The 12,808-nt window shown below is 72.0% G+C and carries 13 protein-coding genes; 3 read left to right on the forward strand and 10 right to left on the reverse strand.

Annotated features, from left to right (window positions below):
* Positions 1-21 precede the first annotated feature (21 nt).
* The 3 genes from ACFWWR_RS19965 to ACFWWR_RS19975 form a co-directional block, all read right to left on the reverse strand.
* On the reverse strand, positions 22-552 hold the full coding sequence (locus tag ACFWWR_RS19965) for an EF-hand domain-containing protein (protein WP_383877223.1): 531 nt from the start codon (positions 550-552) through the stop codon (positions 22-24).
* Between the two features lie 219 nt (positions 553-771).
* Positions 772-1,272, reverse strand: coding sequence for a hypothetical protein (locus ACFWWR_RS19970; RefSeq protein ID WP_384304484.1), 501 nt, complete (start codon positions 1,270-1,272; stop codon positions 772-774).
* 139 nt (positions 1,273-1,411) lie between these two features.
* On the reverse strand, positions 1,412-1,954 hold the full coding sequence (locus tag ACFWWR_RS19975) for a bacterial proteasome activator family protein (protein WP_217242994.1): 543 nt from the start codon (positions 1,952-1,954) through the stop codon (positions 1,412-1,414).
* A 147-nt stretch (positions 1,955-2,101) separates the two neighbouring features.
* On the opposite strand from ACFWWR_RS19975, the gene ACFWWR_RS19980 reads away from it, so the two are divergent.
* Positions 2,102-2,644 carry a hypothetical protein gene (locus ACFWWR_RS19980; RefSeq protein WP_384304486.1) on the forward strand — a complete coding sequence of 181 codons (543 nt, stop codon included), beginning with the start codon at positions 2,102-2,104 and terminating at the stop codon, positions 2,642-2,644.
* 3 nt (positions 2,645-2,647) lie between these two features.
* Here the strand turns inward: ACFWWR_RS19980 and ACFWWR_RS19985 are convergent, their stop codons facing one another.
* Entirely contained in the window at positions 2,648-3,628 is a 981-nt protein-coding gene (locus ACFWWR_RS19985) for an NAD(P)H-quinone oxidoreductase (protein ID WP_384304488.1), read from the reverse strand.
* Between the two features lie 235 nt (positions 3,629-3,863).
* Here ACFWWR_RS19985 and ACFWWR_RS19990 point away from each other — a divergent pair, with 235 nt between their 5' ends.
* Together ACFWWR_RS19990 and ACFWWR_RS19995 are read left to right on the forward strand one after the other, a co-directional pair.
* Positions 3,864-4,901, forward strand: coding sequence for an ATP-binding cassette domain-containing protein (locus ACFWWR_RS19990; RefSeq protein ID WP_383862134.1), 1,038 nt, complete (start codon positions 3,864-3,866; stop codon positions 4,899-4,901).
* On the forward strand, positions 4,898-5,746 hold the full coding sequence (locus ACFWWR_RS19995; RefSeq protein WP_383862137.1) for an ABC transporter permease: 849 nt from the start codon (positions 4,898-4,900) through the stop codon (positions 5,744-5,746). The genes ACFWWR_RS19990 and ACFWWR_RS19995 overlap by 4 nt, the downstream gene beginning before the upstream one ends.
* Positions 5,747-5,764: 18 nt before the next feature.
* Here the strand turns inward: ACFWWR_RS19995 and ACFWWR_RS20000 are convergent, their stop codons facing one another.
* From ACFWWR_RS20000 to pdhA, 6 genes are all read right to left on the reverse strand, one after another.
* Positions 5,765-6,862, reverse strand: coding sequence for a potassium channel family protein (locus ACFWWR_RS20000; protein ID WP_383862139.1), 1,098 nt, complete (start codon positions 6,860-6,862; stop codon positions 5,765-5,767).
* Positions 6,859-8,238, reverse strand: coding sequence for a molybdopterin molybdotransferase MoeA (locus tag ACFWWR_RS20005; protein WP_383862142.1), 1,380 nt, complete (start codon positions 8,236-8,238; stop codon positions 6,859-6,861). The genes ACFWWR_RS20000 and ACFWWR_RS20005 overlap by 4 nt, the downstream gene beginning before the upstream one ends.
* Positions 8,235-9,152 (reverse strand): NTP transferase domain-containing protein, encoded by a 918-nt coding sequence (locus ACFWWR_RS20010; protein ID WP_384304491.1) that lies wholly within the window; start codon positions 9,150-9,152, stop codon positions 8,235-8,237. Before ACFWWR_RS20010 ends, ACFWWR_RS20005 begins: the two co-directional genes overlap by 4 nt.
* Positions 9,153-9,233: 81 nt before the next feature.
* On the reverse strand, positions 9,234-10,565 hold the full coding sequence (locus ACFWWR_RS20015; RefSeq protein WP_384304493.1) for a dihydrolipoamide acetyltransferase family protein: 1,332 nt from the start codon (positions 10,563-10,565) through the stop codon (positions 9,234-9,236).
* Entirely contained in the window at positions 10,565-11,569 is a 1,005-nt protein-coding gene (locus ACFWWR_RS20020; RefSeq protein WP_383862150.1) for an alpha-ketoacid dehydrogenase subunit beta, read from the reverse strand. Before ACFWWR_RS20020 ends, ACFWWR_RS20015 begins: the two co-directional genes overlap by 1 nt.
* A complete protein-coding gene (gene pdhA / locus ACFWWR_RS20025; RefSeq protein ID WP_383862153.1) occupies positions 11,566-12,702 on the reverse strand; it encodes a pyruvate dehydrogenase (acetyl-transferring) E1 component subunit alpha in 1,137 nt (378 codons plus the stop codon). Before pdhA ends, ACFWWR_RS20020 begins: the two co-directional genes overlap by 4 nt.
* Positions 12,703-12,808 lie beyond the last annotated feature (106 nt).

A 12,808-nucleotide genomic window follows, 5' to 3' on the forward strand; every position in this document is an offset into this window, starting at 1 on the left:
GACCGGGTGGATCACAGACGGTCAGAGCAGGGAGAACTCCAGCTCACCGGAGTGGTAGCGGCGTACGGCCGCGATCAGCTCCTCGACCGACAGCTGACCGTCGCCGTCCGTGTCGATCAACTTGAACGCCGTGTCCGCCGTGGACTCGTCACTGCCGATGGCACCGATCCAGCGCTGGAACTCCTGGGGGCTGACCTGTCCGTCACCGTCGGTGTCGCACAGGCCGGCGATCGCGCTGATCGTCGGACGTAGCACCTGGTCGAAGCCGGCCTGCCCGCGGTCGAGCACCTGCTCCGCCGCCACGCCCCTGAACTCCTCGAAGCCCAGCGCGCCGTCGACGCCGACTCCGGCCTGGCCCGCCAGGTACTCCCACATACCGAGGTACGCCTCGGCGAGAGCCCGGCCCTTCGGGGAACTCTCGTTTTCCCCGAAGGAGAGCAGGATGCGTTTTACCTCGCCTGCCCAGTCACTGCGATCGATGGTGCCGTCGCCGTTCTTGTCCCACATGTCGAAACGGCGACGCAGTCGCTGCTCCTGTACGGAAGTGCTCACGCTTCTTCCTTTCGTATTGCCTTCTCGGGACCTGCGATTCAGATACTTACCGGAACAGGCCGCGCTAACCCACTCTTACGAGTGAGAAAGAATCGCGCCAGAAAATTCTACGCATGGTCGGAACACCTTCCGGGGCGGCGGGAGAACACGCATTCAAGCCGCCCCGGACTACTGGATCCGGAGCGGCTACAAATACCTGTGCACGACCGTGGGAGAAAGCTATTTCTCTTTGTTATGCGCGTCCCTTGATGCGCCCGGCCGATGACTTTTCCGACTCAGCAGGAGAACCAGTCCCGATACGGCGATCGGGGCCACCTGGGAGATGAGTTGCCCGACCACGTCCACGGTGTCGAAGCGTCCGAGATGCGCCGCGTGGAATATCAGGTGCGGAACCGTGAAGGCGAGGCAGCCGAAGGCCGCCGCCCGCACCAGACGCCGCTCGGGGGAAACAGCGGCCATCAGCAGGACCGTCGTCAGACCGAGCGACAGGGCGCCGAGATCGCGGACCAGGTGTTCGTTGTACGGCGGGAACTTGGTCACCCACGCGAGAGCCGGGAGCGGGAACCCGTCGTAGAAGAATCGTGGCGCGAAGAGAGCCCACGCTCCGGGCACCCCCTGGCCCAGGGACAGCAGCACCAGTGCGGCGCGTACCAGGAGAAGCCTGGTCGCCGGCGCTACCGCATCGGTCCGTCGACCGGTTTCGCGGGACTCGCCGGGCATGAGCCCGCCCCCGGGACCCGCGGGGGCCATCAGTGTCCGCGGACGGGGGGTGGGCGGGGGGGGCGCCCGCCGGGGGGCGGCCCCCCCCCGGCCCCGGCCCCCCCCCCTTCCGTGGCCGGTGGGCCGGCTGTCCCCGGGTTTACAGGTAGGGGCCGCCCGAGCGGCCGACCGTACGCGGGTCGTCACCGTCCTCGTGGCCCCCGACACCCGGCGGAAGGGCGCGGCGCATCTGCTCCAGCTGGGCGCGCGCGGCCATCTGCTGGGCGAACAGGGTGGTCTGGATCCCGTGGAAGAGCCCCTCCAGCCAGCCGACCAACTGGGCCTGCGCGATCCGCAGTTCCGCGTCGCTCGGGGTCGCCTCGTCCGCGAACGGCAGCGACAGCCGCTCCAGCTCCTCGACGAGCTCCGGGGCCAGACCGTCCTCCAGCTCCTTCACCGAGCTGGAGTGGATCTCCTTGAGACGGACCCGGCTCGCCTCGTCCAGGGGAGCCGCGCGGACCTCTTCGAGCAGCTGCTTGATCATGCTTCCGATCCGCATGACCTTCGCGGGTTGTTCGACCATCTCCGTCACGGGAACCTCGCGGGAGTCCTCGTCGCCTCCGCCGCCGAGAGCCATCCCGTCCTGCCCGACGACCAGGATCTGTGGGTTCTCCGGCGACCGTTCGTTCCTCGGCATCTCCATGCCGCCATTCTCTCGCACCCCTACACCTCATCACCGTGGTGCCCCCGGTAAGGGCTGATCCACCGTTCACACAGACATCGACCCGGAAATAGACCCTACGGACCAGCCCGGAATGCCGGGAGTGCTGGTGAATGTCAGGCTTGTTCCGTGACTTCATTGCTGCGATCGCTGCGCGTGACGGGGCTGCTGATCGTGGTGGCGGCGGGGACGGTCGTGCCGCCGTACGGGGGTGAGTGGGCCCACGCGGCCGAGTCGTCGCCCCCTGCGACCCCGCCCGCCTTCGCACGCGCCTCCCCGCCCGCCTCCGCACCCGCGTCCGCCGTCGAGCCCTCCCGGGCCGGGAGCCGGCCGGGTGAGGGGCGGGAGCGGCCGGGGCGGCGGAACGAGGCGGAGGAAGCGGAGCGGGTGGACACCGAAGCCGCCGTGCCGGAGGACGAGGACACGGCGGACGAGGACGCGGACGGAACCGTCGACGGTGGTGGGGACGGCGATGTCACCGCCGTACCGGAACCGCCACGCGAGACCGCTGGGCTGCCCCCCGGACACCCGAGGCGCCCCGCGAAGCAGAGCGCCGCCCGCCCCGCCGAGCCCGGACTGCCGATCATGCCCCTCGGCGGCGGGCTGATCCTCGTCGGGCTCGGTCTGGGCCTCGCCTTCGTGGCGCTCCGGGTACGGCGGGCCGCCTCCTGAGGTCTACGGCGTGACGAGCAGGACCTTTCCGATGTGGCCGCTCTCCTCCACGACCCGGTGCGCGGCGGCCGCGTCGCTCATCGGGAACTCGCGGTCGACGATCGGGCGGACGTGACCGGCGTCGAGCAGCGGCCAGACGTGCTCACGCACGGCCGCGACGATCGCCGCCTTCTCGCCGAGGGGCCGGGCGCGCAGGGAGGTCGCGCTGATCGCGGCCCGCTTGCGCAGAAGGGCGCCGATGTTCAGCTCGGCCTTGATGCCGCCCTGCATGCCGATGATCGCGAGCCGGCCGTTGACGGCGAGGGCCTTGACGTTGCGGTCGAGGTACTTGGCCCCCATGTTGTCGAGGATGACGTCGGCGCCGGCCCCGTCGGTGGCCTGCTCGACCTCGACGACGAAGTCCTGTTCGCGGTAGTTGACCAGGATGTCCGCGCCCAGTTCGGCACAGCGGTCCAGCTTCTCCCTGCTGCCGGCCGTGACCGCGACCTTGGCGCCCACGGCCTTGGCGAGCTGGATCGCCATGGTGCCGATGCCACTGGAGCCGCCGTGCACGAGCAGGGTCTCGCCTGGGCGGAGGTGGGAGATCATGAAGACGTTCGACCAGACCGTGGCGACCACCTCGGGCAGCGCGGCGGCCCGCGTGAGGTCCATGCCCTTGGGCAGCGGCAGCAGCTGGCCGGCCGGCACGGCGACCTTCTGGGCGTAGCCGCCGCCCGCGAGCAGCGCGCACACCTCGTCGCCGACGCTCCAGCCGGTGACACCGGGGCCGACCTCGGCGATCCGTCCCGAGCACTCCAGGCCGGGGTAGGGGGAGGAGCCGGGCGGCGGGTCGTAGAAGCCCTGCCGCTGCAGGATGTCGGCGCGGTTGACGGCACTGGCCGCCACCTCGACCAGCACCTCGCCCTCGCCGGGCACGGGATCCGGGACCTCGTCCCACACCAGCGCCTCGGGCCCACCAGGTTCGGGAATCGTGATCGCATGCATGAAGGGGACGCTACCCGGCGGCCCTCGGCCTGACCCTCCTCGGCCCTTGGCCGCACCGTCCTCGGCCTTTGGCCGCACCCTCCTCGGTCTTCTGTCGGACCCCCGTCGGCCCTTGGTCGGATCCTCGTCGGTCCTTCGACCGGTCCCCCGGAAATTCCTGTGCGCGAGCGATGAGTTTGCGCGACCGTAAAGGTCTCCCCATGCGTAACCCATGTACGCGGAAGGACAACCCACCATGAGCCAGCACACGTCCGGCCTGGCCATCGAGACCGCAGGCCTGGTGAAGACGTTCGGCGAGACACGTGCCGTCGACGGAGTCGACCTCTCGGTACCGGCCGGCACCGTCTACGGCGTTCTCGGTCCGAACGGCGCGGGGAAGACGACCACGGTCAAGATGCTCGCCACCCTGCTGCGGCCGGACGGCGGTCAGGCCCATGTCTTCGGGCACGACGTCGTCCGGCAGGCCGACGAGGTCCGCGCCCGTGTCAGCCTGACCGGCCAGTACGCGTCGGTGGACGAGGACCTCACCGGCACCGAGAACCTGGTCCTGCTGGGCCGGCTGCTCGGTCACCACAAGAACGCCGCGCGGGAGCGCGCCGCGCAGCTGCTGGAGGCCTTCGGCCTCACGGACGCGGCCGGGAAGCAGGTCAAGCACTACTCCGGCGGCATGCGGCGCCGCATCGACATCGCCGCATCCATCCTCAACACCCCCGAGCTGCTCTTCCTGGACGAGCCGACGACCGGCCTCGACCCGCGCAGCCGCAACCAGGTGTGGGACATCGTGCGCGCGGTCGTCGCCCAGGGCACCACGGTGCTGCTGACCACGCAGTACCTGGACGAGGCCGACCAGCTGGCGTCCCGGATCGCCGTCATCGACCAGGGCAAGGTGATCGCGGAGGGCACCAAGGGCGAGCTGAAGGCGTCCGTGGGCGCCGGGTCCGTCCATCTGCGACTGCGTGATCCCGCACAGCGGCCGCAGGCCGAGGAGGTGCTGCGGCTGACCCTGGGCGCGGACGTGCAGCTGGAGCCCGATCCGGTCGCGCTGACGGCCCGTGTCGGGGACGGGGCGGCGAACGGGCAGGGTGCGGCCGAGCGGGCGGCCCGCGCGCTCGCCGAGCTGGCCCGAACCGGGGTCGTCGTCGACAACTTCTCCCTGGGGCAGCCCAGCCTGGACGAGGTCTTCCTCGCCCTCACCGGACATGACACCCGTGACAGCCAGGACCCGAACGACTCTGACGACTCGAACGACGCGAAGGACGAGGTGGCGGCATGAGCACCGCGACGACCACGGAGACCAAGGACCTCGCCCCGGTCAGTGCCGAATCCCTCGCCGCGCTGCTCGTCGCCGGGGAGCGGCCGCCGCGCCCGAGCGCCCTGTCGGCCTCGTTGACCTTCGGCTGGCGGGCCGTCCTCAAGATCAAGCACGTGCCGGAGCAGCTCTTCGACGTCACGGCGTTCCCGATCATGATGGTGCTGATGTACACGTACCTGTTCGGGGGCGCCCTGGCCGGGTCCCCGAAGGAGTACATCCAGTTCCTGCTGCCCGGCATCCTGGTGATGTCGGTCGTGATGATCACGATGTACACCGGCGTCTCGGTGAACACCGACATCGAGAAGGGCGTCTTCGACCGGTTCCGCACCCTGCCGATCTGGCGGCCGTCGGTGATGGTCGGCTATCTCCTCGGCGACGCGCTGCGCTACACGATCGCGTCCGTCGTGATGCTCACGGTCGGCATGATCCTCGGCTACCGCCCGGACGGCGGGGCGGCTGGAGTGCTCGCCGGGATCGCGCTGCTGGTGGTGTTCTCGTTCGCGTTCTCGTGGATCTGGACGATGTTCGGACTGATGCTGCGCACCGAGAAGTCGGTGATGGGCGTCAGCATGATGGTGATCTTCCCGTTGACCTTCCTGTCCAACGTCTTCGTCGACCCGAAGACCATGCCGGGCTGGCTGCAGGCATTCGTCAACAACAGCCCGGTGACCCATCTGGCGTCGGCGGTGCGCGGACTGATGGCGGGCGACTGGCCGACCGACGAGGTCGCCTGGTCGCTGGGCTGGGCGGGCCTGTTCGTGCTGGTCTTCGGGCCGATCACGATGCGGCTGTACAACCGCAAGTAGCCCGCTTCTTCACCGCGATCAGTCCTGGGGCAGCGGGCGGACGTCGGGCGCGATCTGCGAGCCCGGCGTCGCCCGCACGATCGTGATCAGCCGGTCCGTCAGCTCCAGCGTGCCGACGGCCGCATCGTCGTAGCCGAGCACCCGATGCCCGCGTACGACGCTCACCACCAGGTCGGCCGTCTCCTTCGGGCGCATGCCCACCTCGGCCTTTATGACCGGCCGTTCGATGATGTCGAGGCCGCTGCCCTGCTGGATCAGGTCCTCCATCACCATGCCGGCCGCGGGGCTCAGGACGGACAGGCCGAGGAGCCGCCCGGCGGCACTGGCGCTGGTGATCACCGCGTCGGCGCCGGACTGCTTGAGCAGCGGGGCGTTCTCCTCCTCCCGCACCGCGGCCACGATCTTCGCGCGCTTGTTGAGCTGCCGGGCCGTGAGCGTCACGAGGACGGCCGTGTCGTCGCGCTGGGTCGCGATGATGATCTTCCGGGCCCGGTGCACCTCGGCCCGCATCAGGACGTCGCTGCGCGTCGCGTCCCCGACGACCCCGGCATACCCGTCCGCGGTGGCCGCGTCGATCACCTTGGAACTGGGGTCGACGACGACGACCTGCTCCTTCCTCAGCCCCGTCGCGCAGACGGTCTGGATCGCCGAGCGCCCCTTGGTGCCGAAGCCGATGACGACGGTGTGGTCACGCAAGGTGGACCTCCAGCGGTTGAGACGCCACTCCTCACGCGTGCGTTCGGTGAGGACCTCGAGCGTGGTGCCGACCAGGATGATCAGGAACAGCACGCGCATCGGCGTGATGACGAAGATGTTGGTGAGCCGGGCGGCGTCACTGACCGGGGTGATGTCGCCGTAGCCGGTGGTGGAGAGGGTGACGGTGGCGTAGTAGCAGGCGTCGAGGAAGTCGACCGAGCCGTCGGAGCTGTCGTTGTAGCCGTCGTGGTCGGCGTAGACGATCATCGCGGTGGCCACGAGCAGGAACAGAGCCATGAGCACCCTCTTGGCGACCTGCCGGAACGGGTGCTCCACCACCTTCCTCGGGAGCAGCACCCGATGGGTCACGAGATGTTCGTCCGCCTGCCGAGCGATCGCGTCCTGGCCCGGAAGTTTCACGTGAAACACACCCCGATCCCGGCGGTGGCCCAGGGCAGGTCGAGCAGCTCCGTCTCCTGACCGGGCCGCGCCCCGCCCGGAGGTACGACGGCCAGGGCGTCGGCCGCCGCGATGCCCCGCAGCATCGCCGGGCCGTTGTAGTGCAGGGGCACGGCACGGTCACCGCGCAGGACCACGGGGATGAGCCGGGTGTCGTGCGGATGCCCGTGCACCTCGTCACGCAGCGGCAGCGTGTACGGCTCCGGCGCGGGGCGTGCCGCCAGGGTGCGCAGCAGCGGCTCGGCGAGCGTGAGCAGGCCGGAGACGGCCGCGAGGGGGTTGCCGGGCAGGCCGACGAGGTACTGGTCGCCCTTGGTGCGGGCCAGCAGCATGGGGTGGCCGGGGCGCACCTTCACGCCGTCGACCAGGAGGTCGGCGCCGATGCGCTTCAGGATGGGGTGGACGTGGTCGACGGGGCCGGAGGCGGTGCCGCCGGTGGTGACGATCAGGTCGGCCTTGGATGTGGTGAGCGCCTTGTGGAGGGCCTTGGCGTCGTCGCCGAGCCGGCGTACGGCGGTCACCTCGGCGCCGAGCGCGCGCAGCCAGGGCGGGAGCATCGGGCCGAGGGCGTCCCTGATCAGCCCGTCGTGCGGTCTGCCCTCGGTGAGCAACTCGTCGCCCAGGACGAGGACTTCGACCCGGGGGCGGGGCACGGCGGTGACGGTGTCGTATCCGGCGGCCGCGGCCAGGCCGAGCACCGCCGGGGTGACGAGGGTGCCGGCCGGCAGGAGCTGGTCGCCGCTGCGGCACTCCTGTGCGCGCGGGCGGATGTCCTGTCCGTGGGCCATCTCACGGGTCGGGTGGAGGTACCCCTTCGCGTCCGTGCGGCCGTGCTCGCTGCGCAGGACGGCGGTGGTGTCGAGGGGGATACGGGCGCCGGTGGCGATCCGGACGGCCTCGCCGTCGGTGAGCGGCTCGGGCTCCGCGTGCCCGGCCAGTACGCCCTCGTCCCGTACGGCCCAGGGGCCGGGGCCGGCCACCGCCCAGCCGTCCATCGCGGAGGTGTCGAAGGAGGGCAGGTCGGTGAGAGCCGTCAGGGGGGCGGCCAGAGTGAGCCCGAGGGCGTCGTCGAGCGTGACGGAGACGGGGGCGCGGTGGGCGCTGCGGCCGGCGGACCGGGCGGCGCGCTCGGCGATCCGGCGGGCCTCGGGCCAGGGGGTAGCCCGGTGGCGGGGGTCCGGCTGGTGGGCGGGCTCGTGGTGGCCGGCCTGCGGGGCGGGCACGTGATCACCGGCGGGGTGGCCGTTGCCTTCCTTCACGAGGGCGAGCACCTCCTCGACGTCGAAGTCCTCGGCGTCGTCGGCGTCCTCGCCGGTTCGGGCGGCGCGGGCGGTCATCCGGCGTCCGGGCGGGTGTCGGGCGTGGCATCGGGGGCCACGTCCGGCTTGGCGTCGGCGGTGTCCTCGTCCGCCCAGCGGAGGGCGAGGGCGGCGGCCTTGCGGGACGCCTCGGCCACCGCCTCGGGGCCTCCCCCGGCCTGCGCGGCCGCGTAGCCGACGAGGAAGGTGGTCAGCGGTGCCGCGGGCCTCGCCACGCCGTGGGCGGCGTCACGGGCGAGGTCGAGCAGCACACCGGTGTCGACGTCGAGGTCGATGCCCAGCTCGTCCTTGACTGCGGAAATCCATTCATCCAACACGAGCCCATGCTCCCTGATACGTGCCCTGGCGGTGGCGATGTCGTCCCAGGTGTCGCAGTCGAAGGACGCGACGGGGTCGGGGACGCGGGTGAGGTCGAGACCGGCGATGAGCCGGCGCAGGGGCAGCCCCGTGGCGCTGCCGTGCGCTGCGACCAGGGTGCTCAGCTCCCGGCGCAGTGCGGGCGCGCGGTAGGCGGCCACCAGAGGCTGGTCGCGGCCGTCGGCGTCGGTGAGCAGCACGCCCTCGGTGCCGGTGGCCCGCAGGGCGGTCAGCAGCCGTCGTACGGTCGCTTCGCCGAGGAACGGCAGGTCGGCCGAGAGGACGACGACCTCGTCGGCCGTGGTGCGGCGCAGCCCGGCGTCGAGTGCGGCCACCGGCCCGCCGCCGGGCGGGTCCTCCCGCGCCCAGGTCACGGGGCGCGCGGTGGGGCGCGGAGCGGCGACGACGACGGTGCCGCGCGCGTCGGCGCAGGCGGCCAGCACCCGGTCGAGCAGCGCCCGTCCGCCCACCCGCACCGCGGGCTTGTCGGCACCGCCGAGCCGCCGGGCGGCGCCGCCCGCGAGTACGACGGCGTCGTACGCGGCGACAGCGGGGGGCGGCTCGTTTGCGGTCACCCCCCGAGTATGCGTGCCGCCGCGATCACAGGGAACGCCGATCACAGGGAACGCGGGACGGGCGGCACGATCACCGGGTGATCAGAGTGTGCGCAGCAGGACCGCCGGCTGTTCCACGCAGTCCGCCACGTACCGCAGGAAGCCGCCCGCCGTGCCGCCGTCGCACACCCGGTGGTCGAAGGTGAGCGACAGCTGGACCACCTGGCGCACCGCCAGCTCGCCCTCGTGCACCCACGGCCTGGGGACGATACGGCCGACGCCGAGCATGGCCGCCTCGGGGTGGTTGATGATCGGCGTGGAGCCGTCGACGCCGAACACGCCGTAGTTGTTCAACGTGAAGGTGCCGCCGGTGAGGTCCCGTGGGGTGAGGGCGCCCTGGCGGGCCGCCTCGGTCAGCCGGGCGAACTCCGCGGTCAGCGCCTCGGCGTCCCGCGCCTGCGCGTCCCGTACGACGGGCACGACGAGGCCCCGCTCGGTCTGCGCGGCGAACCCGAGGTGCACGTCGTCCAGCCGGACGATCTCCCTGGCCTCCATGTCCACGGTGGAGTTGAGCTCGGGGTGACGGGCCAGGGCGGCGGTGCAGATGCGGGCCAGCAGGGCGAGGAGGGAGATCTTCGGCCCGTCGGCGGCGTTCATCGCCGCCCGTGCCTTCATGAGTTCCGTGGCGTCGGCGTCCACCCAGCAGGTGGCGTCCGGGATCTCCCGGCGACTGCGGGAGAGCTTGTCGGCCGCGGCGCCCCGGATGCCCTTGAGGGGGATGCGGGTGGATCCCCCGGTTGCCGGGGAGAGAGTCGGGCCGGTGGGGCTCGGCGCCACGGGCGCGTGCGCCTCGGCGGCCGGCGCTGTCGTACGCCCCTGGGTCGCTGCCGCCCGCAGCGCGTACTCCACGTCGGCCCGCAGGATCAGCCCGTCGGGGCCGGACCCGGTCAGTTCCCTGAGGTCGAGGCCGTTCTCGCGGGCGAGGCGGCGCACCAGCGGGGAGATCACCGGGACCGGGCCGTCCGCCGTCTCGGACGCGCTCCCCCGGCCGTTCGCCGCGGCGGTCGTCGTGGCCGGCCGGCCCGGCCGCACCCTGCCCCTGCGCGCCGGCGCCTCCGAGGTGCCGTAGCCCACCAGCACATTGCCCGAGCCCTCGGTCTGGCCCCCGGAGGCCGGCGTGCCCACCGCGACCGTCAGCAGCGGGGCCCCGACGGGCAGTTCCGTGCCCTCCTCGCCGAAGCGGGCGGTGACGACACCGCCGTAGGGGCAGGGCACCTCGACCATCGCCTTGGCCGTCTCGACCTCGACGACCGGCTGGTCGACGGCGACGAGGTCCCCGACCTCGACGAGCCAACGGACGATTCCCGCCTCGGTGAGGCCCTCCCCGAGGTCGGGGAGCCTGAACTCCAGACTGTGCATGTCAGAAGCTGCCATCAGCCCTCGGCCTCCCATTGCAGACGCCCCACGGCGTCCAGGATCCGGTCCACGCCGGGCAGGTGGTGACGCTCCAGCATCGGCGGCGGGTAGGGGATGTCGAACCCTGCCACGCGCAGCACCGGCGCCTCCAGGTGGTGGAAGCAGCGCTCCGTGACACGGGCCGCGATCTCCCCTCCCGGGCCGCCGAACCCGCCCGACTCGTGTACGACGACCGCTCGCCCGGTCCGCCGTACCGAGGCGCAGACCGTCTCGTCGTCGAACGGCACCAGGGAGCGCAGGTCGACGACTTCGAGGTCCCAGCCCTCGTCCCGGGCCGCCTCGGCGGCTTCGAGGCAGACGGGCACGGACGGCCCGTACGTGATGAGTGTGGCGCTCCGGCCCGAGCGCCGCACCACCGCGCGGCCTATCGGTTCAACGGTCTGCGGGTCGTCCGGGTTCCAGGAGGCCTTGGACCAGTAAAGGCGCTTGGGTTCGAGGAAGACGACCGGGTCGTCGGAGGCGATGGCGGCACGCAGCAGACCGTAGGCGTCGGCGACCGTGGCGGGCGTGACGACGTGGAGGCCGGGGGTCGCCATGTAGTACGCCTCGGACGAGTCGCTGTGGTGCTCCACGCCGCCGATGCCGCCACCGTAGGGGACGCGGATGGTGAGCGGGAGCGACAGCGCGCCGCGGGTGCGGTTGCGCATCCGTGAGGCATGGCTGATCAGTTGCTCGAACGCCGGGTAGGCGAACGCGTCGAACTGCATCTCCACGACCGGGCGCAGCCCGTACATCGCCATGCCGACGGCCGTGCCGAGGATGCCGGCCTCGGCGAGCGGGGTGTCCGTGCAGCGGTCCTCGCCGAACTCCTTGGCGAGTCCGTCGGTGACGCGGAAGACTCCGCCGAGCGTGCCGACGTCCTCGCCCATGACGTGCACGGTCGGGTCGGCGGCCATGGCGTCGCGCATGGCGCGCGTGAGGGCCTGCGCCATGGTGGCCGGCTTGAGGGCGACGGTGGTCATCGGTGCGGCCCTTCCTGTTCCGCCGCCAGCTCGGCCCGCAACTGGGCCTGTTGCTCGCGCAGTTGCGGGGTGGGCTCGGCGTACACGTGGGCGAACAGGTCCATGGGGTCGAGCTGCGGGTCCTGGTTCATGCGCTCGCGCAGGTCGGCGGCCATGGCCTCGGCGGCATCGCGCGCGGCCTGGATGCCGCTGTCGTCGATCAGACCGCGTTCGGTGAGTTCCTGCTCCAGGAGGGCGATCGGGTCGTGGTCGCGCCAGGTGTCGACCTCGGCGTCGCCGCGGTAGCGGGTCGCGTCGTCGGCGTTGGTGTGGGCCTCGACGCGGTACGTGATGGCCTCGACCAGGGTGGGACCGCCGCCCGCGCGCGCGTGCCGTACGGCGTCGGCGAGGACCTCGTGCACGGCGGCGGCGTCGTTGCCGTCGACCAGGCGGCCGGGCATGCCGTAGCCGACGGCCTTGTGGGCCAGCGACGGGGCCGCGGTCTGCTTGGCGAGCGGGACGGAGATCGCGAAGCCGTTGTTCTGGAGGAGGAAGACGACCGGGGCCTGCCAGACGGCGGCGAAGTTCAGCGCCTCGTGGAAGTCGCCCTCGCTGGAGCCGCCGTCGCCGACCATCGCCAGCGCGACCACGTCGTCGCCCTTGAGGCGGGCGGCGTGCGCGAGGCCGACGGCGTGCGGGAGCTGGGTGGCGAGCGGGGTGCACAGGGGGGCCACGCGGTGCTCGCGCGGGTCGTAGCCGGTGTGCCAGTCGCCGCGCAGCAGGGTGAGGGCCTGCACGGGGTCGAGGCCGCGGGCGACGGCCGCGAGGGTGTCGCGGTAGCTGGGGAAGAGCCAGTCGCGGTCCTCGAGGACCAGCGCCGCGGCGACCTCGCAGGCCTCCTGGCCGGTGCTGGACGGGTAGACCGCCAGGCGGCCCTGCTTGGTGAGGGCGGTGGCCTGCGCGTTGTACCGCCGGCCGCGCACCAGCTCCGCGTAGAGCCGGCGCAGCAGGCCGGGATCGGCCTGCGCGGCCGCCTCGGTGCCGAGGACGCGGTACGGACGTGCGTCGGGCAGCAGCGGCGCGGGGTCCGTGCGCGGCTGCCAGGCGGGCGGCGGGGTCGGCTTGTAGGCGCCCCGCTGCTCCATGACCGTCATGACGGCACCTCCTCGTGGGAGCGGCTTCAGGCGCGCCACGGGTGTGATGCGCCTCACCTACCGATTGTTCGGTCGTCGGCACATTTTGGCTACAGGCCCCCTCAGG

This window comes from Streptomyces sp. NPDC058678, assembly GCF_042714835.1.
Taxonomy (GTDB): Bacteria; Actinomycetota; Actinomycetes; order Streptomycetales; family Streptomycetaceae; genus Streptomyces.

Bases quoted from the DNA above. Each gene is read 5' to 3' on its own strand.
- ACFWWR_RS19995 (WP_383862137.1), top strand. From the start codon at position 4,898: ATGAGCACCGCGACGACCACGGAGACCAAGGACCTCGCCCCGGTCAGT.
- ACFWWR_RS19975 (WP_217242994.1), bottom strand. From the start codon at position 1,954: ATGGAGATGCCGAGGAACGAACGGTCGCCGGAGAACCCACAGATCCTG.
- pdhA (WP_383862153.1), bottom strand. From the start codon at position 12,702: ATGACGGTCATGGAGCAGCGGGGCGCCTACAAGCCGACCCCGCCGCCC.
- ACFWWR_RS19990 (WP_383862134.1), top strand. From the start codon at position 3,864: ATGAGCCAGCACACGTCCGGCCTGGCCATCGAGACCGCAGGCCTGGTG.
- ACFWWR_RS19985 (WP_384304488.1), bottom strand. From the start codon at position 3,628: ATGCATGCGATCACGATTCCCGAACCTGGTGGGCCCGAGGCGCTGGTG.
- ACFWWR_RS20020 (WP_383862150.1), bottom strand. From the start codon at position 11,569: ATGACCACCGTCGCCCTCAAGCCGGCCACCATGGCGCAGGCCCTCACG.
- ACFWWR_RS20005 (WP_383862142.1), bottom strand. From the start codon at position 8,238: ATGACCGCCCGCGCCGCCCGAACCGGCGAGGACGCCGACGACGCCGAG.
- ACFWWR_RS19970 (WP_384304484.1), bottom strand. From the start codon at position 1,272: ATGCCCGGCGAGTCCCGCGAAACCGGTCGACGGACCGATGCGGTAGCG.
- ACFWWR_RS20015 (WP_384304493.1), bottom strand. From the start codon at position 10,565: ATGGCAGCTTCTGACATGCACAGTCTGGAGTTCAGGCTCCCCGACCTC.